Raw genomic sequence first — 17,186 nt, forward strand, 5'->3', positions numbered from 1 at the left:
CGTTCAGAAAAGTCTTTATCAGGGAATAATAATGTAAAGTAATATATGCAACTATATTTTCCCCATCGATGATAAGGATTATGGTGGTGGTGAAATGGTAGAAGATAAAAAAATAGCGAGCAAAAGGGAGTAATCCTTCAGCTCGCCAAGTTTTTATAGTTTCCTTTTGAATTGTCTCAATAATGCTTGTTGAGAACGTTTGGTGTACCAAATGTCAGCAATGACGATTTCGTCACGCTCTTTGTCGTAGCGATAAATGAGCTTGAAGTTGTCCATAAGCAGTGCGCTACGATAATCTCTATGAAAATCTTTCAGAATAGGCTCTGGAGAATATGACAAAGGGAACATAATGAGACGAGCGTATATGGCCTCAAGTTCCTTTTTCCATCTCAAAACGCATATCCTTCCAAACTCATCCCTAGCATATTCGATACAATAGCGTATGTCTTCTTGGGTTGGTGGTAATACACGTATCTTTACCATTCGAATTCATTTTTGAAATCGGCCATCATTTCTAGAAAGTCAACGGCGGTGCCTGTTCTAGCATATTCTTCTTCACGAGCTAAGACATGATTCGCCAACTCGTCATTATTGCATGATGTCATAAAAGGATATTCTTCGAATTCGTTATGAGCCTCTGTTGCATAATCGTGACGATAGGCAACCATTGGTTCTTGAACGGTACTGCTATCCTCGAAAAAGTGTTGGGCTTTATCGTTTAGTCGTTCTTTTGAGTTTGACATTATTTTAGTCATATAATAATCCTCCTTAATTTTTGATACTCTAATTTGTTGCAAAATTACGATTAATATTTGAAAGTACCAAAGTTTTTTTCGCTTTTCTTATGAATAATCCTAAAGAACTTGAGTTTCGTACTTCCAGCCCCCTATTTCATACATTTATCCCCTTACTTTCTATGCCGTTTCAAATAAATTCATTACCTTTGTCCCCTGAAAACAACTAAAAGATAAAATGTAATGAAGAAAGGATTGAAATATACTTCGGTTTCCTTAGGCAGCCTGGTCGTTTTGGCTGGTATTGGTCTGGGAATCATGTATGTGGTGTCGCCATATAAGGTGAAGCGATGGTTAGGCATCGCTTCATCTTATTCTGATGTGTTCGTTGATAGATTGAAAGGGCAACCTTATACTCGTGGCGGATATGACGGCATTGATGTATCGAAACACAATGGAGTTATCAAGTGGAAGGAAATAGCGAAGAACAAGCGAATCAAGTTCGTTTATATCAGAGCTACACATGGTAAGGGATATGTGGATCGACATTATCGCCGAAATATCAGACTGGCTCGTAAATATGGGTTGAAGGTGGGATCTTATCATCTGATGTCTGCCGGCTCTTCAGTAACTGCTCAGTTCCGGGATTTCCAAAAGTTGGTGAAGAAGGGCGAGCAGGACTTGATTCCTGTATTGGATGTGGAGGAGAAAGGCATCCAGGGAAGATGGAAGGGACGACAGCTGCAGGATAGCATACAGGTGTTTGCTGACTTGGTGAAGAAACACTATGGCAAGTATCCTGTCATCTATAGCAACGAGAGCTTCTATAATAAGGAGATGGGGGCGAAGTTCAATCGTTATTATCTCTTCATCGCCAATTATAACTCCCGACAACCCTCTATCGACGGCAGAGGAAAGTGCAATATCTGGCAGTATTCTGAAACCGGACATTTGCATGGTATTGGAGAAAGGGTAGATTTAAGCAGATTCATGAATGGTACAACCATCAAGGATTTGATGCTATAGGCATTGATGATTTCATACACATAAGCGAGTATTTGATACAATCCACGTATGGATAGCATCATTACTTGCTTATTTTTTCTACTTTTGCATTATTATGAAGAAGTTATTGATTATATTGGGAATAATGGTTCTGCTTGTCATCGGTATCCTTTTCGTTCCACCTATTTATAATAGGTTCACAAAACTGTTTTTTAAGAATACGGTGGATGCTAAAGAGTGGTATCATAACACTACTGTCCAATAAAAAAGGGCAATTCGATCTTTGAAACAGTTGAATTATAGTCTTTTATGCAGTATTTTGCAATGAAACGGACTTGATTTTGTAACTTTGCAGCCAAAAAGAATTGGCTACTATGTTTCAAGACAAATATGTTTTCGCTCAACTTACTGCATTTCTGAATAGAACTCAGTTCAACAACTACGTACGCAAGTATGATGGCAACCGATACGTGAAACACTTCACTTGCTGGAACCAGCTTCTTGCAATGATGTTTGGGCAACTGAGCAATCGTGAGAGCTTACGTGACTTGATAGTTGCATTGGAAGCTCATCGAGCTAAGCAATATCATCTGGGACTTGGACGTAATACTATCGTAAAAGCAACTCTTGCTTATGCCAATCAGACTCGTGATTACAGGATTTTCGAAGACTTTGCATTCTATATGATGAAGGAAGCTTGCAAAAAGCGAGAAACCAACATTTTGAATATACCAGGAAAGAAGTATGCTTTTGATTCGACAACTATTCCGTTGTGTCTTGCAACTTTTCCATGGGCAAAGTTCAGAAGTAAGAAAGGAGGAGTTAAAGCACATGTCTTATATGACGTAGAAGCACAAGTTCCAGCTTTCTATACTGTGACCACAGCATCAAAGCATGATTCTACAGCAATGTCTTCAATTACGTATGAACCAAACAGTTACTACATTTTCGATAGGGCTTATGATACTTTCAAGGAACTTTATAAGATTCATCTTACAGGTTCCTACTATGTAGTCAGAGCCAAAACGAACTTGAAGTACAAAATGGTAAAATGGAAGCGAAGAATGCCAAAGAATGTACTAACTGATGCTGAAGTAAAACTAACAGGATATCTTTCCGAAAAGAAGTATCCTGAATCATTCAGATTCATTCGATACTACGATGAAGAAGATGATCGTGAGTTTACTTTTCTGACGAATGCAAAGCATCTTTCAGCGTTGGATGTCGCGAATCTATATAAAAAAAGATGGTTGGTTGAGCTATTTTTTTATGACAAGAATATCAATATGTCAAGTTAGACAGATTTGACCTGTGAAAAATTGTTGATTATATGAATTTTACAGCAAAAACTTATCATAAATACTTCTCATAACGTTATATTACAGTATAGGGCATAAGCCCCAAAACTAAATATTATATATTATGCAAGAAGTAAAGATTCAAGTCCTAATGGATCGATGCATCAAGTACTTTGAAGACCATTGTTACACAGAGAATAGAATATCTGTGTATAAATGTCTATGGCGTAAAGGCATCGTCCACTACATGTCGGCTCACGACATTGAGAATTATTCCCCTTCTATTGGTGAAGAGTTCCTGTCAACCTGTCATCATTATGGTGAGATTCGTCACCAGGAGCGTGAAATGATTCGCAGTATTCAAGTCCTTGACGATATGCTTTCGTTAGGGCTTATACGTAAGCGTTGTTTCACTCCTGTTTTCCATACCCTCGATGGGAAGATTGGCATGGAGATGGAAAAACTCATCATCCATCTTACTTCTCTTCGTAGAAGTCAGGTGACTATAAATGACTATCGTTTGTATCTAAGCGAGTTCTTAACTCATCTCAATCTCAGTGGTGTCAACAGTGTGTCCGAGATTGCGGATAAACACATCTTGTCGTTTGTCTCGTCCCATCCGCCCAACAAGGTAAACATAGTTTCTGCCCTGCGTGTCCTCTTTCGTTTCTGGAAAGCGGAGCATATTGTAGATGGAAGGTTTGATGGTCTGTTTGACACATATAAGCTGCGCAAGAAAGAGCGTATTCCTTCGTTTTACACAGCAGCAGAGGTAAATATAGTAGAGAACTCCGTGAATAGAAGCAGCGGCGTTGGCAAGAGAAACTATGCAATGTTATTACTTGCATCACGTTTGGGGTTGCGAGCTTCGGACATAGCCAACCTACAGTTCTCTAATATAGACTGGGACAACAATGTACTAACCCTTGTGATGCATAAGACCGGAAAGGTCATAGAGTTGCCATTGCTTGCGGATGTTGGTAATGCCATCATAGATTACTTGCAGCATGGAAGACCTCAGACAGTTTCACAGAATGTATTTCTTTCTTGCAAGGCACCTTATGTGCCAGCAACCAAAAGTATGGTATGCTCTGCAATAAACAACATCATCTGTAAATCCGGAATAGATGTATCGGCCAAGCATCATGGTCCACATTCTCTACGTCATTCTCTTGCAAGCGTCATGCTTGAGAAAGGCACGACGTTACCTGTCATATCCGAATCGCTAGGGCATCGCAGTACGGAAACAACTCTCACTTATCTTAAGATTGACATAAAGTCTTTGATAGAGTGTGCCATTCCTGTACCGCCAGTTCCAGATGCCTTTTACAAACAGAGAGGAGGTGCGTTCTATGGCTGAGCAATTTAAATATTCCAGCGTGTTAGCCCCATATATGAATCATCTTCTTGACATTAAAATGTCTGCAGGAATCAGTGCGTTGCGTACCAGATGGATATTGAAAGAGATTGACGACTTTGCCAATGCAGAGTGCCTAAAGGATCCTCATATCAAAGAGGTGTTCTTCAAAAAGTGGAGAGCTACACGTGTGGCGGACTGTGACAGAACTTTATATTCCAAATGTTCCGTATGGTGTCAATTGACAAGACTGATGTGCAGGTGTGGCTGTGTATGCTTCATTCCACGAATGCCCAAGCAACCGAAGTCTGATTTTACTCCGTATATATTCACAAAGGAGCAGATTGGCGCAATCTTTTCTGCAGCGGACGAATATAGACTATATGACATACGCATGGGTACAGCTCTCATAGCCATGCCAGCTCTTCTTCGTTTACTATATAGTACAGGAATGCGTATATCTGAGGCTCTTTCCATCCGCAACAAACATGTTCATCTGGATGAAGGTTACATTCGCTTAGATAAAACCAAGAACGGAAGTGAAAGGATCGTACCTTTATGTGAGTCGATGAAGACGGTACTTGCATCTTATATGGAGTATAGAAACAATATGCCCATCAAAGACATAGCTGCAGGAAATGGTTTTTTGTTTGTAAAATCGGACGGGACTAGCATCAAGGCTAATAGTGTATATCAGCATCTGCGCAAATTGCTGGACACATGCGGAATTCCCCATAAGGGGAATCATCATGGACCACGCGTTCACGACCTGCGACATACGAATGCCGTACATGCTCTTGTACAGATGGGGCACAAAGGAATGGACTTGTATGCCAGTTTGCCAATTCTCTCAACATGCCTGGGACATCACTCGCTGAAAGCGACAGAGCAGTATGTTCGCCTCACATGCAACATGTATCCAGAATTGGAAGAGCAATGTTCTGAAATCAATGCTTTTGTCTATCCAAAGATATGTAAAGCCTATGACTACGACGACTGACTTTGCCAAACATTTAAGCCGCTTTCTGGTAGAATACCTGCCTCATGAGCGTAATGTAAGCCCTAACACCATATCCTCCTATAGAGATGCATTTGTACAATTTATTGACTTCATGAAAGATATTAAAGGAATCACAGTTGAAAAATTGCAATTGAAACATCTCACGAGAGTAAGTGTAACCGAGTATCTCGAATGGCTACTTGACAAGCGAAAATGCTCTGCAGCGACACGTAACTATCGGCTTGCTGCCATTCATTCTTTTTGTCATTACTTGCAATATAGCGTCATAGAAATGATAGAAGAATGGCAAAAGATCCTAACTATTAAAGCCATAAAAACATCAGGGACAACACTTAACTACCTGACAATAGAAGGTATCAAGTTGTTGCTGGCTCAGCCTGATACATCAACTTGGAGAGGCCGAAGAAATCTCGCTTTACTCTCACTAATGTATGATACGGGAGCAAGAGTCTCTGAAATAGCAGATCTTACTGTGGATAGTGTGCGCATAACCCATGAGCCATATACCATACGTCTGTTCGGAAAAGGACGCAAAGCACGAATAGTACCGCTTGTAAAGGAACAGGTGTCAATTCTATGTGAATATATGGAAGAGAATCATCTTAACGATTGCAACAAAGCTGCGTCTCCACTTTTCTATAATGGCAGAAATGAAAAGCTGACGCGTGAGGGTATCACATACATTCTTTGTACTTATGCAAACATGGCAAGGAAGGTGTCTCCAGAACTTATTCCGCAAAGGATTAGTTGCCACTCTATACGTCATAGTCGAGCTATGCATCTTCTACAGGCTGGAGTCAACCTTATTTATATTAGAGATTTGCTAGGACATGTCTCTATTCAAACAACGGACATTTATGCTCGTGCAGACTCTAAAGCAAAACGTGAGGCGTTCGAAAAGGCGTATACAGATCTCACACCTAACCGAGAGACTGATAAATCTTGGGAAAACAATAAAAATCTCAGAGATTGGCTCAGAGGTCTGAAGAAATAGTTATCATTATGAGAAGTCGAACGGAGAAGCATTCTCCTAAAGTTCTGATCTTCAATAATACTTTTCCATTCACTTCTCATAATGTTATTCTTGTCATAAAAGTAATTATGTAAAGCTTCTCCTAATTACTTCAAATGGCTAAAGCAGCATCTTAAGATAAAGAGATTCTGGGGCACAACGAAGAATGCTGTACGCATACAGATTAGTGTTGCCATTATCACTTATTGTCTCGTGGCTATTGTGCACCATGATATGCAACTGAAACGCTCGACATATGAAGTTTTGCAGATTCTAAGCATTTCATTGACGGACAAAACCCACCTAAGAGATCTATTTGATAAGACTATTTTCAACGATGTCAAAGAACTCGATTATCCCCTTTTTAAGGGACTATTTGATTAATTAATTAACGTGTCCAATTTTTATTGGACACTAATGGTATCATAAGGTGGATTGTGAGAACCTGACGCAAGTAAGGGATTATTGCGACAGACGAGGATACAGTACGGATTACTATATCCTAGTGGATTTCTCCATTCCATCTGGCAAAAAGAGATTCTTTATCTATGATTTGCAGCGTGGCAAAAGAGTAATGAGCAGCTATTGCATGCATGGAAATGGTAAGGGAAATACAGCAGCCCAACCAAAGTTCAGTAATAACCCTGGAAGTGGATGCACGAGTCTTGGAAGATATGTCATGATAGGAAAAGGTGGAATGAAGTTCAAGAACTGCGTTCGCCTTCGAGGGCTCGACAAGAGCAATTATCTGGCAGAAGCCCGTGGTATCCTGATTCATTCTGCTGGCAAGGTGACAAGATTCTCCGGTGAGAAGGAGTATATTCCGCTGGGAACAGAGTGTCGTGGCTGCTTTACTGTATCAAGGAGCTGCGTGGAGAAAGTGATGCAGATATACAAGGAATCTTCCAAGAGAAGACCTATATTGATTTATGCAAAATACAAATAAAAAGAATATTCTATGAAGAAGTTATTGCTGTTTATAGCTGGAATCTCAATCCTGTTTTTAGCAGGTTGTTACAATGGAAATCAGAGCCATGGCAATGAAATCATGGGAGACAGCCTCCCTGCTGATCCTTCATTGGGTTATGTCATAGAGTTAAAGCCTTTGGAAAATTTCTCACATCAGGAGGCAGAACAGTTGAGAGAAGAACTCGTGAAGCAGTTGGGTTTCATTTTCAATAAGGTACCAAAGGCTTGGTTGGAGGCTTCTGTATTTGTTGGAGACAAGAAAGAAATACCTGCCTCATGTCTCTACAAACCAAGAAACAGGTATTGGGCTGGGGGGATCCTGAAAATGTTGCATGAAGAGCATGGAGGTAATGATGAAATCGTAACGATAGGTTTGACGCATCGAGACATCTCTACTTCTATTCATGGACAATACAACTATGGAATTATGGGATTGAGTTTCCGGCCAGGTGACGCCTGTGTGGTTTCAACCTTCCGATTGAAACGAAAGGATGACTTATGGAAAGTAACAATCCATGAATTCCTGCATTCTCGCGGTTTGCCGCATTGTAAGACGAATGCCCCTAAGTGCCTGATGCAGGATGCCCATGGCAAGAATACCTTCTACATGAAACATGGGTTGTGCGAGGATTGCAAGAACTCTTTGGGGATGATTATGACTCATTAAGAGAGATAATTCAATTTTCCAGCACTCTATCGTGCCTTGAATATAATCCAAGGCACGATTTCCTGATATTTCTTATGAGGATGCTTGCATTCTTCTTTTGAACTGCCAAACGCAATAGCAACTATTTTTCTCCAATTTTCTGCATATTCTTGCAAAAAAGTAAGCAAAAATGATAAATTTGCAGCAAAAAGCAATAATTTTTGGGAATTTATGCTTGATATTGTAGAAAAAGTCTTAACTTTGCAGCGGATTTGAGAAAATAAGCAGTTTCCGGCTATCAGAAAATGAGGAATCATGAAGCTATCAGAAAATGAGGAATCATGAAGATGATAAGGAGGCTGGCTTTCTCTTCCACAGTTTACACTTATAACAACTTTATAAATTAAAAGATTCGATTATGAAAGTAGCAATTGTTGGTGCAAGTGGCGCAGTAGGACAGGAATTCCTGCGTATCCTTGCTGAGAGAAATTTCCCTATGGATGATTTGGTGTTGTTTGGTTCTGAGCGTTCTGCCGGACGAAAATACAACTTCAAGGGAAAGGACTATGAGGTCAAACTTTTGCAGCATAACGATGACTTTAAAGATGTCGATATTGCTTTCACATCTGCTGGTGGCGGCACTTCTGAGGAGTTTGCCGAGACTATCACCAAGTATGGTGCCGTGATGATTGATAACTCTAGCGCATTCCGTATGTGCGACGACGTGCCTCTGGTTGTGCCTGAGGTAAATGCTGAGGATGCCCTGAACCGCCCTCGCAACATCATTGCCAACCCTAACTGTACCACCATCATGATGGTAGTAGTGTTGAAGCCTATCGATGACTTAAGCCATATCAAGAAGATTCATATCTCTTCTTACCAGAGTGCTTCGGGTGCCGGTGCTGCTGCCATGGCTGAACTTGAGCAGCAGTATAAGGATATCATCGAGACCGGTAAGACTGAGCATATCAATAAGTTCCCTCATCAGTTGGCATACAATGTCATTCCACAGATTGACAAGATGACTCCTAACGATTACACCAAGGAGGAGATGAAGATGTATAACGAGACCCGCAAGATTATGCACTCTGATGTTCGCACCAGTGCTACCTGCGTTCGCGTTTCTTCACTCCGTTCTCACTCAGAGAGTGTTTGGTTCGAGACAGAGAAGCCATTGGCAGTAGAGGACATCCGCAAGGCTTTGGAGGCTGCTCCAGGCGTAACCGTAAAGGATGATGCCCAGAACTACGTTTATCCAATGCCATTGGAGAGCGCCGGCAAGGACGATGTATATGTAGGTCGTATCCGTAAGGATCTGGCTGATGACAATGGTAACACATTGTGGTTGACCGGCGACCAGATTCGTAAGGGTGCTGCCCTGAACGCAGTTCAGATTGCTGAGTACTTGATTAAGGTGGGCAACGTAAAGTAAGCCATACCTTATTTATATAAAAGAATATGAGGAAGTTAAGGGATAATGAATTTTATCTCTTAACTTCTTTTTGTCTTTATATGATTCTGAATAGAAAAGTAAGAATATGCTTGAAAGATTCAAACAATTACTCGGTGAGATGAACCGGGGCATTTATGAGAAGGAGACGGAGATATCGCTCTCGCTCCTGGCAGCTCTGGCAGGTGAGAGTATCATCCTGCTGGGACCTCCGGGTGTGGCAAAGAGTATGGTGGCCAGACAGTTGAAGACGGCATTCAGGGAGGCTCAGAGCTTTGAGTATCTGATGTCGCGATTCTCTACACCCGATGAAATCTTCGGTCCGGTGAGCATTCAGAAACTGAAGACTTCGGATACTTACGAGCGTGCGGTGGAGGGTTATCTGCCTACTGCCGATGTGGTTTTCCTTGATGAAATCTGGAAGGCGGGACCTGCTATCCAGAACACGCTCCTTACGGTGATTAACGAGAAAATCTTCCGTAACGGCAATCGGGAAATGCATATTCCTCTGAAGCTTCTCGTGGCTGCAAGCAATGAGTTGCCGGCTAAGGGAGAAGGACTGGAGGCGCTCTGGGACCGATTCGTCATCAGAATAGAAAGCCGACCGATTAAGCTGGAGAAGAATTTCCGGGCGATGCTGCTGGAGGCTCCCACGGATTTCTTAGGTCCCACAGATTTCACAGATTCCACAGATTCTTCTGGTTCTATGGGGAAATCTGATTCCGCAGATTTTTCTGATTTGAAGATTACTGCTGAGGAGTATGCTGAATGGGCGGAGAAAATCTGTAAGATTGGCGTGAAGGAGGAGGTGCTTGATGCAATTTCCGCCATCCGTAAATCTCTGAGAGCCGTGAATGTGGATGAGGCTGCCGAGCGCAGAAACATCTATGTGAGTGACCGAAGATGGAAGAATATCGTCCGCCTGCTTCGCACTTCTGCCTTTATGCAGGATAGGGAAGAGGTGGATATCTGCGATTTGCTTCCTATCTACCATTGTCTGTGGCAGGAGCCGGAAGAGCGGGATGCTATCCGAAACATCGTGATCCGTGCCCTCTTTTCTCCTTTTGCAGATAAACTCGTGGAGATGAAGAATGCGCTTGCTGAGGACATCAAATATCATCGTGTACGCAGGAATCCTGAGGATGGAAGGGATTACGAGGGAGAGATAGAAAACCTTTCGGATGGCTTGAGCTCGCTGGAAAGGCAGTTGGGCGAGAATCTCTTCGCATCTGCTGATGATAAGGCGGAAATATCGGCTTATCTCCGCGATTTCTATAAGGAGCTGGCGTTTACCCGTCAGGATACGATGAAACTTTATGAGGTTTAATCGCCTCCTATTACATTATTATAATATAGAAGACTCAAAACATGATGAACGAACAGAAAATATTGACTCCAGAGTTGGAGGCGCGTGTTCACCAGGCGGTGGATAACTTTATGCAGGGCTATGGCTGTTGCCAGTCAGTGGTGGCTGCCTTTGCTGATTTATATGGTCTTGATGATGAGATGGCGAAGCGCATTGGTGCCGGTTTCGGTGGTGGAGTAGGCAGAATGAGAATGATGTGTGGTGCTGTTTCGGGCATCGTGGTGCTCGTTGGCTTGGATTGCGGACAGACCGAGGGGGATGACCGCGAGGGCAAGTCGGCATGCTATAAGGTAGTGCAGGATTTGCTCGCCAAATCGAAGGAGCAGAACGGCAGTATCATCTGTGCCGAAATCCTCGGCTTGAAGGGCCACGAGAAAGCGCAGTCCAGCTATGTGGCTTCGGCAAGAACGGCAGAATATTACAAGTCTCGCCCTTGCGCAGCCAAAGTAGAGAGTGCTGCAAGAATCTTCGCAGAATATCTGATGGAGAAAAAATAAGGATTTACTCCTATGAAATACCAGAATAACAAGGATTTGGCGGAGGCACAGTATTATCTGAAAATGCTGGATGACTTCTGCAAGTCGGGACAGGTGAAGATTCCTGATCCGACAGGCACCGCCATGCCTTGGAATTTGAAGGAAGACCCGCTGAAGGATTATCTCATTCATCTCTTTACCCTGAAAGTAACCATGGAAGAAACTGGCGAAGAGGTGCAGAAATTCGTGCGACAGGTGGTGAACAGCAAGATTAAGAGCAAGGTGTTCTATGATAGTGTGGGAAAATTCATCGTGGAATGCGTCCATCACATGCGGTTCCAGCGCCAGCGTGCCTGGACCGAGAGTCATCGGGCAGATGATGTGCTCGATTGGGCTCCCTTCAAGCGGATGGATGAACTGGTGTGGCTCCCTTTGCTCGACCAGCTGGAACAGGAACATGCTGAAGATGGGTTCGATAAGCCTTTCTTCCTCAAGCTGATGACAGGAGACGGGGCTTCGAAACCCGAAAACTGGGAAAGGCTGGTAAGAGACTGGAAGGTCTGCATCGAACATCAGGTATTGAACAAGCTGAAGGACTTCATCTCGCTCCGTCAGAACAACTTCGAAACAGGACTGGTGCGTATGATGGACCAGATAACCCGCAACATGAAGACGAAGGGCGTTTCGGAACAGCGCGCCGTACAAGCCTGGGAACTGATGACGAACGGATGGACCGAAACGGAGTTTGAACGCCGTCTGAACCAGGTGAAGATTCAGGACAAATATCCCGAAATCAAGGAGATTGTGGCGAAGATGGGACGAGTAGCCGATGCCAACGGCAAAGACCGGCTCACCATCGCATCGGGCGTAGAGATGAAGATGGAGCATTCAGCGGGTAGCGATATCGAGGGCATTACCGTGGGCGATGATCTCAACTCCCTTCTCCCGCTCGAACTGGCACAGTACAGCGATGAAGATATGGAGGGCCTCTTTATATATAAGTATCGCACGCGAAGACTCCAGACCTTCCGTTATAAGAGCGAAATGTCGAAACCATCCCGCAAATTGGGCTTTACCCATGCCTCCCGCAAGGGTCCGATGATCGTCTGTCTGGACACCTCAGCCAGTATGTATGGCACGCCTGAAAGGATATCCTCAACACTCATCTCTCTGCTGGAAGAGACGGCAGAAGATCTGGAGCGAGACTGCTTCCTGATAGATTTCTCCGTCAGTACCCGTGCCATCGACCTGATGGCGAAGCGCAAGGCAGAGCGCCTGAAGAGAATCGGAATTACTATGATGGAATCAGCCGAAGCAGATGCAGCTCCTTCCGACGGAGACGGGCAGGCGCATACCGGGCGAGGCATCCGGCGGCAACCTACCACAACCCACCTTCCATTTATCGGAGGCGGGACTTCGGCAAAGAAGATGATGACCCAGATGTTTGACCTTCTCGACAACGACGGACTCCATTACGTGAATGCCGATGTGCTTTGGATTACAGACTTCCTGATTCCAGATCCGCCACAGCAGCTGTTGTCGAGATTCCGGGAATACAAGGAGACGGGTACCCGATTCTACGGCATCCGCATCGTGCGTGATGACGACAAGGAGCCGAACGCCTGGAAGGAGTACTTCAATCAGATTTATACCATCCGGTACCGCCCGCTGCGAAGATATTAAAGAAGATGTTAAGGCAGAAAAGGGGTATCAGATGATAACAGAGACATGTATGAAATGTATCAAGAACTTTATCATATGTTACATTTGGCGCAGAATCACGATTTTGCGCCATTTTTTTGAATTAAAAATTCCTTAAAACGCTTGGTGATACAAAATATATTTGTACCTTTGTGCTCGGAACAATGAATAATTGTCAGCCAAACAAATTAGAAAAGAATCAATAAATATAAGCAATTTATACAAAAACTTAAGTAATAAACTAAAATTATGGTAAGCAACAACATTCCACAAGTAAAGCTCGGTATTATTGCCGTTAGCCGTGACTGTTTTCCAATCGCGCTTTCTACTCAGCGCCGTGAGAACATCGTAAAAGAGTACAAGGGTGAAATTTTCAACTGCCAGACTACAGTTGAGAACGAGAAAGATATGCTCAAGGCTTTGGGCGAAGTGAAAGAGCAGGGCTGCAACGCTTTGGTTGTATTCCTCGGTAACTTCGGTCCTGAGACTCCTGAGACTTTGATTGCAAAGAACTTCGATGGTCCTTGCATGTTTGTTGCAGCTGCAGAGGGTGACGGCGACATGATCAATGGTCGTGGCGACGCTTACTGCGGTATGCTCAACTGCTCTTACAACCTCGGCATGCGCCACCTGAAGGGTTACATCCCTGAGTATCCTGTAGGTACAGCAGAGGAAGTAGCTAAGATGATTCAGGACTTCGTTCCTGTAGCTCGCGTTATCCTCGGTTTGAAGGGCTTGAAGATTATCACCTTCGGTCCACGTCCACAGGACTTCTTCGCTTGCAACGCTCCTATCAAGGGCTTGTACGAACTCGGTGTTGAGATAGAGGAGAATTCAGAGCTCGACCTTCTCGTAGCTTACAAGGAGCATGAGAACGACCCACGTATCGATGAGGTTTGCGCTGATATGGCCAAGGAGATGGGCGAAGGCTGCTACTATCCTGACCTCAGCCGCAGAATGGCACAGTTTGAGTTGACATTGCTCGACTGGGCAGAGGCTCACAAGGGTTCTCGCCAGTATGTAGCATTCGCTGACAAGTGCTGGCCTGCATTCCCAAGCCAGTTCGGTTTCGAGCCTTGCTATGTAAACAGCCGTCTCGTTAGCCGCGGCATTCCTGTAGCTTGCGAGGTAGATATCTATGGTGCACTCTCTGAGTACATCGGTATGTGTGCTTCTGACGATACCGTTACATTGCTTGATATCAACAACTCAGTTCCTCAGTATATCTATGATGAGGACATCAAGGGCAAGTACGATTATAAGTTGACTGATACCTTCATGGGCTTCCACTGCGGTAACACTCCACAGTGCAAGATGTGCTCTAGCCGTAAGATTAAGTATCAGCTCATCCAGAACCGTTTGTTGGAGAATGGTGGTAAACCAGACTTCACTCGTGGTACTTTGGAGGGTGATATCGCAGCTTCTGACATCACATTCTACCGTCTGCAGTGCGATTCTGAGGGTAACCTCCGCAGCTACATCGCAGAGGGTGAGGTTCTCGATGTTCCTACCCGTTCATTCGGTGGTATCGGTATCTTCGCCATCAACGAGATGGGCCGCTTCTATCGTCACGTATTGATTCAGAAGGGTTACCCACACCACGGAGCCGTAGCATTCTCTCACGTAGGTAAGACCTTGTTCGAGGTATTCAAGTATCTCGGCATCAAGGATATCGCTTACAACCAGCCAGCTAGTCTGCCTTACCCAACAGAGAATCCTTGGAAGTAAATAGAGTGAAGAGGGAAGAGTGAAGAAACAAAGTTCGGCGGCCGAAGGGTAAGCCAATTCATTTGCTCTTCTTTCTAAACTGAGTTCATAAAAGATAAGGGCGATTGCTTATCCCTTGCGTGGGGAATAGCAATCGCCCTTTTTATGTTTTCCTGGAAGGAGATTACCTGATGATAATCTCCTTTACGAATGGTTTGCTTATTTCGTATTTTCCAACGCTTCCTGTTTCTGCGGAATCATCACCGAAGCCCCGATGCTGACAAGCAGTACGAGGATGATGAATACCAGCGAACTGACTGCATCAATCTCGAAGAAATCGTGGATGAGCATCTTCACACCGATGAACACCAGCAGCACACTCACACCCACCTTCAGATAGCGGAACTTGTCTGCTATCGCTGCCAGCAGGAAGAAGAGGGCACGCAAGCCCAGGATGGCGAAGATATTCGAGAAGAACACCACGAATGGATCGAGCGATACCGAGAATACGGCTGGGATGCTGTCGAAGGCGAAAATCAGGTCGCAGAACTCGATGAATACCACCGTCATCACCAGCGGACCCAGATGCAGGCGCTTCTGCATGAACTTCACTACCGGATGCTCCAAGGCATTGATCTCTTCCTTCTTGTTCCTGTTGAGGAACATCTTGGCACCGCTGTAAACCAGGAATCCTCCGAATACGAGCAATATCCAGGCGAAACGGCTGATGAGCGCAGCACCCGCAAAGATGAAGACGAAGCGCAGTACGATGGCTCCCAGGATACCCCAGTTCAGTACGTGCTGGTAATCTTTCTTGTCCACTCCGAACGAGGTGAAAATCATCATCATCACGAAGAGATTATCTACCGAGAGCGTTTTCTCTATCAGATAACCCGAGATGTAGGAGATGGTCATATAGTGTCGGTATTGCTGCAGACTTCCCTCATAGTCGTTCGGGTCCAGTTTGAGATGCGAAGCATAGCGCGAGGCTATCAGCTTCAGGTCGTCGAAGTTCTCTATGCCGTGTACCATGTCGCCATGAAAATAGATGAATACGGCGAAGGCGAGCGCTAGAATAATCCATACAGCCGTCCATGAACCGGCTTCCTTGATAGACACCACATGTGCCTTTCGGTCGATGACCAGCATGTCTAATACGAGTATGGCGGCGATGAAAATCACGAATCCCACCAAAAACATCGATTCAGTAAAAACATGTTCCATTTTTCTTTATCCTTAATCTATTTAGTATATACCATTGAATCTTAAAATCATTTCATCTGTTAGAAACGTGGGCGCAAAATTAGGAAAAATATCTGGAATAGCGAAGGTTCCGGTGCAAAACTTAATTGATTTTAACTTGAAAGGCAGGAATGTAACAGGTTTGTAATAATGGCGCTGTGAGAACCGGCAAAAAAGGCGTTTTAAAGGTAAAAGGGTAAAAAAGTAAAAAGGTAAAAAGAGCCTAGCGGAATGTTACGCTAGGGTGCTCTTTTTACCCTTTTATCTTTTAAAGGCTCTTTTACCTTTTCTTAGTCAGCACATAGTGCTTAGCCATGGCGCCTTCAGGCTCATTGCCCAGCGAATCGGTCATGATGAGGCTGTTGGCATCCTTTACCTTGTAGTAAGATGTCTCGCCGCTCGATGGACGGGTGATTTCTACCACGTTGTTAGCCAATACCTTGAAGATACCGCTCGCTTCGTCGTGACCATCCTTGCGCTCCAGATAGTCGGCTGAGTACTGGTAGGTGCTGTCGGCGTTGAGCGTCAAAACGGTCTTGATGCCCGGACAGTCGGCAGCAGGGAGAGTTCCCTCGTAGGTGCCGGCGATGGAATCGAGAATGACATCGTTGGAATTGAGCGAATCATTTTCAGCATAACTGAGGCTATCCTGGTCAGCCCCCTGGCTATTTGTCTTCTTGCCATTGCAGGAGACAACTGACAATGCAGCGATGACGGCTGCTGTCAAAACTAATTTCTTTTTCATACTATACTGCTTTTTAATTGTTACTTATTTACGGAATCTCTTCTCTTAGAGAGCACTTCCCCGAGAAGGATTTCTCTTCGCAAAAATAGTGTTTTATTCTGATATCCGCAAGTTTTACACAGAAAATTATAGAATATTATACTATTTTCTTAATTGATGATGACTGGCACAATCTCTTCTTCGCTAGGCCAATGAGGCAGATAGAAGAGCGGGCGAGGGGTGCCGCCCAAGCCCGTCCAGTCTATCTGTTTCACAAAGTCGAAATCGGGAGGACCGAAGTCGAAACTTCTGCCGTAGAGCACGATGGCGCCTCTGCCTTCATCTATCTTCCACAAACCGCCCCCGTAGGTGCATTGCTCGCCGGGTGACAGCATGTCACGGTGCAGGTAGACACGCCCGAACTTCAGTACTCCGTCTCTGTTGATAATGAATTTCTGAAACATCTCTATTTCTGGTT

General features: G+C 44.1%; 16 protein-coding genes and 2 pseudogenes. 13 read left to right on the top strand and 5 right to left on the bottom strand.

Going from position 1 to position 17,186, the window contains the following annotated elements; all coding sequences use genetic code 11:
* Positions 1 to 153 precede the first annotated feature (153 nt).
* Together NNC77_RS03625 and NNC77_RS03630 are read right to left on the bottom strand one after the other, a co-directional pair.
* Entirely contained in the window at positions 154 to 483 is a 330-nt protein-coding gene (locus tag NNC77_RS03625; RefSeq protein ID WP_234563436.1) for a type II toxin-antitoxin system RelE/ParE family toxin, read from the bottom strand.
* Positions 477 to 755, bottom strand: coding sequence for a hypothetical protein (locus NNC77_RS03630; protein ID WP_234563437.1), 279 nt, complete (start codon positions 753 to 755; stop codon positions 477 to 479). The genes NNC77_RS03625 and NNC77_RS03630 overlap by 7 nt, the downstream gene beginning before the upstream one ends.
* A gap of 222 nt (positions 756 to 977) precedes the next feature.
* Between NNC77_RS03630 and NNC77_RS03635 the strand changes: the two genes are divergently transcribed.
* The 13 genes and pseudogenes from NNC77_RS03635 to NNC77_RS03695 all read left to right on the top strand — a co-directional run bounded on the left by NNC77_RS03635 (position 978) and on the right by NNC77_RS03695 (position 14,763).
* The gene (locus tag NNC77_RS03635; RefSeq protein ID WP_234563439.1) at positions 978 to 1,760 is read left to right on the top strand and encodes a glycoside hydrolase family 25 protein; all 783 of its coding nucleotides are present in this window, start codon (positions 978 to 980) and stop codon (positions 1,758 to 1,760) included.
* A gap of 353 nt (positions 1,761 to 2,113) precedes the next feature.
* Positions 2,114 to 3,037 carry an IS4 family transposase gene (locus NNC77_RS03640; protein ID WP_234563440.1) on the top strand — a complete coding sequence of 308 codons (924 nt, stop codon included), beginning with the start codon at positions 2,114 to 2,116 and terminating at the stop codon, positions 3,035 to 3,037.
* A 151-nt stretch (positions 3,038 to 3,188) separates the two neighbouring features.
* Entirely contained in the window at positions 3,189 to 4,397 is a 1,209-nt protein-coding gene (locus tag NNC77_RS03645; RefSeq protein ID WP_254969921.1) for a site-specific integrase, read from the top strand.
* Positions 4,390 to 5,394, top strand: a complete 1,005-nt coding sequence (locus tag NNC77_RS03650; protein WP_234563443.1) for a tyrosine-type recombinase/integrase — start codon at positions 4,390 to 4,392, stop codon at positions 5,392 to 5,394. The genes NNC77_RS03645 and NNC77_RS03650 overlap by 8 nt, the downstream gene beginning before the upstream one ends.
* Entirely contained in the window at positions 5,378 to 6,409 is a 1,032-nt protein-coding gene (locus NNC77_RS03655; protein WP_234563445.1) for a site-specific integrase, read from the top strand. The genes NNC77_RS03650 and NNC77_RS03655 overlap by 17 nt, the downstream gene beginning before the upstream one ends.
* A 126-nt stretch (positions 6,410 to 6,535) precedes the next feature.
* Positions 6,536 to 6,811: pseudogene (locus NNC77_RS03660) on the top strand (IS4 family transposase); the annotation flags it as partial.
* Positions 6,812 to 6,857: 46 nt separating this feature from the next.
* Entirely contained in the window at positions 6,858 to 7,373 is a 516-nt protein-coding gene (locus NNC77_RS03665) for a murein L,D-transpeptidase catalytic domain-containing protein (RefSeq protein WP_234563447.1), read from the top strand.
* A gap of 12 nt (positions 7,374 to 7,385) precedes the next feature.
* A complete protein-coding gene (locus tag NNC77_RS03670) occupies positions 7,386 to 8,063 on the top strand; it encodes a hypothetical protein (RefSeq protein ID WP_234563448.1) in 678 nt (225 codons plus the stop codon).
* Positions 8,064 to 8,460: 397 nt separating this feature from the next.
* Positions 8,461 to 9,474: an aspartate-semialdehyde dehydrogenase gene (locus tag NNC77_RS03675; protein ID WP_117662130.1), complete on the top strand. Its 1,014-nt coding sequence runs from the start codon at positions 8,461 to 8,463 to the stop codon at positions 9,472 to 9,474.
* A gap of 106 nt (positions 9,475 to 9,580) precedes the next feature.
* Positions 9,581 to 10,642 (top strand): annotated as a pseudogene (locus NNC77_RS03680) (AAA family ATPase); the annotation flags it as partial.
* Between the two features lie 218 nt (positions 10,643 to 10,860).
* Positions 10,861 to 11,355 (top strand): C-GCAxxG-C-C family protein, encoded by a 495-nt coding sequence (locus NNC77_RS03685; RefSeq protein ID WP_006848278.1) that lies wholly within the window; start codon positions 10,861 to 10,863, stop codon positions 11,353 to 11,355.
* Between the two features lie 12 nt (positions 11,356 to 11,367).
* Positions 11,368 to 13,017, top strand: a complete 1,650-nt coding sequence (locus NNC77_RS03690) for a vWA domain-containing protein (protein WP_254969919.1) — start codon at positions 11,368 to 11,370, stop codon at positions 13,015 to 13,017.
* Positions 13,018 to 13,284: 267 nt separating this feature from the next.
* On the top strand, positions 13,285 to 14,763 hold the full coding sequence (locus tag NNC77_RS03695) for an L-fucose/L-arabinose isomerase family protein (RefSeq protein ID WP_254969918.1): 1,479 nt from the start codon (positions 13,285 to 13,287) through the stop codon (positions 14,761 to 14,763).
* Between the two features lie 198 nt (positions 14,764 to 14,961).
* Here NNC77_RS03695 and NNC77_RS03700 read toward each other — a convergent pair whose 3' ends face one another.
* The 3 genes from NNC77_RS03700 to NNC77_RS03710 all read right to left on the bottom strand — a co-directional run bounded on the left by NNC77_RS03700 (position 14,962) and on the right by NNC77_RS03710 (position 17,172).
* Positions 14,962 to 15,966, bottom strand: coding sequence for a TerC family protein (locus NNC77_RS03700; RefSeq protein ID WP_254969917.1), 1,005 nt, complete (start codon positions 15,964 to 15,966; stop codon positions 14,962 to 14,964).
* Between the two features lie 298 nt (positions 15,967 to 16,264).
* Positions 16,265 to 16,729 carry a copper resistance protein NlpE gene (locus tag NNC77_RS03705; RefSeq protein ID WP_006848274.1) on the bottom strand — a complete coding sequence of 155 codons (465 nt, stop codon included), beginning with the start codon at positions 16,727 to 16,729 and terminating at the stop codon, positions 16,265 to 16,267.
* Between the two features lie 149 nt (positions 16,730 to 16,878).
* Entirely contained in the window at positions 16,879 to 17,172 is a 294-nt protein-coding gene (locus NNC77_RS03710; protein WP_117587460.1) for a hypothetical protein, read from the bottom strand.
* Positions 17,173 to 17,186 lie beyond the last annotated feature (14 nt).

Source organism: Segatella copri (assembly GCF_024330485.1).
Classification (GTDB): Bacteria; Bacteroidota; Bacteroidia; order Bacteroidales; family Bacteroidaceae; genus Prevotella; species Prevotella copri_L.

Coding starts and splice junctions, on each gene's coding strand:
- NNC77_RS03625 (WP_234563436.1), bottom strand. CDS start 483: ATGGTAAAGATACGTGTATTACCACCAACCCAAGAAGACATACGCTAT.
- NNC77_RS03630 (WP_234563437.1), bottom strand. CDS start 755: ATGACTAAAATAATGTCAAACTCAAAAGAACGACTAAACGATAAAGCC.
- NNC77_RS03635 (WP_234563439.1), top strand. CDS start 978: ATGAAGAAAGGATTGAAATATACTTCGGTTTCCTTAGGCAGCCTGGTC.
- NNC77_RS03640 (WP_234563440.1), top strand. CDS start 2,114: ATGTTTCAAGACAAATATGTTTTCGCTCAACTTACTGCATTTCTGAAT.
- NNC77_RS03645 (WP_254969921.1), top strand. CDS start 3,189: ATGGATCGATGCATCAAGTACTTTGAAGACCATTGTTACACAGAGAAT.
- NNC77_RS03650 (WP_234563443.1), top strand. CDS start 4,390: ATGGCTGAGCAATTTAAATATTCCAGCGTGTTAGCCCCATATATGAAT.
- NNC77_RS03655 (WP_234563445.1), top strand. CDS start 5,378: ATGACTACGACGACTGACTTTGCCAAACATTTAAGCCGCTTTCTGGTA.
- NNC77_RS03670 (WP_234563448.1), top strand. CDS start 7,386: ATGAAGAAGTTATTGCTGTTTATAGCTGGAATCTCAATCCTGTTTTTA.
- NNC77_RS03675 (WP_117662130.1), top strand. CDS start 8,461: ATGAAAGTAGCAATTGTTGGTGCAAGTGGCGCAGTAGGACAGGAATTC.
- NNC77_RS03685 (WP_006848278.1), top strand. CDS start 10,861: ATGATGAACGAACAGAAAATATTGACTCCAGAGTTGGAGGCGCGTGTT.
- NNC77_RS03690 (WP_254969919.1), top strand. CDS start 11,368: ATGAAATACCAGAATAACAAGGATTTGGCGGAGGCACAGTATTATCTG.
- NNC77_RS03695 (WP_254969918.1), top strand. CDS start 13,285: ATGGTAAGCAACAACATTCCACAAGTAAAGCTCGGTATTATTGCCGTT.
- NNC77_RS03700 (WP_254969917.1), bottom strand. CDS start 15,966: ATGGAACATGTTTTTACTGAATCGATGTTTTTGGTGGGATTCGTGATT.
- NNC77_RS03705 (WP_006848274.1), bottom strand. CDS start 16,729: ATGAAAAAGAAATTAGTTTTGACAGCAGCCGTCATCGCTGCATTGTCA.
- NNC77_RS03710 (WP_117587460.1), bottom strand. CDS start 17,172: ATGTTTCAGAAATTCATTATCAACAGAGACGGAGTACTGAAGTTCGGG.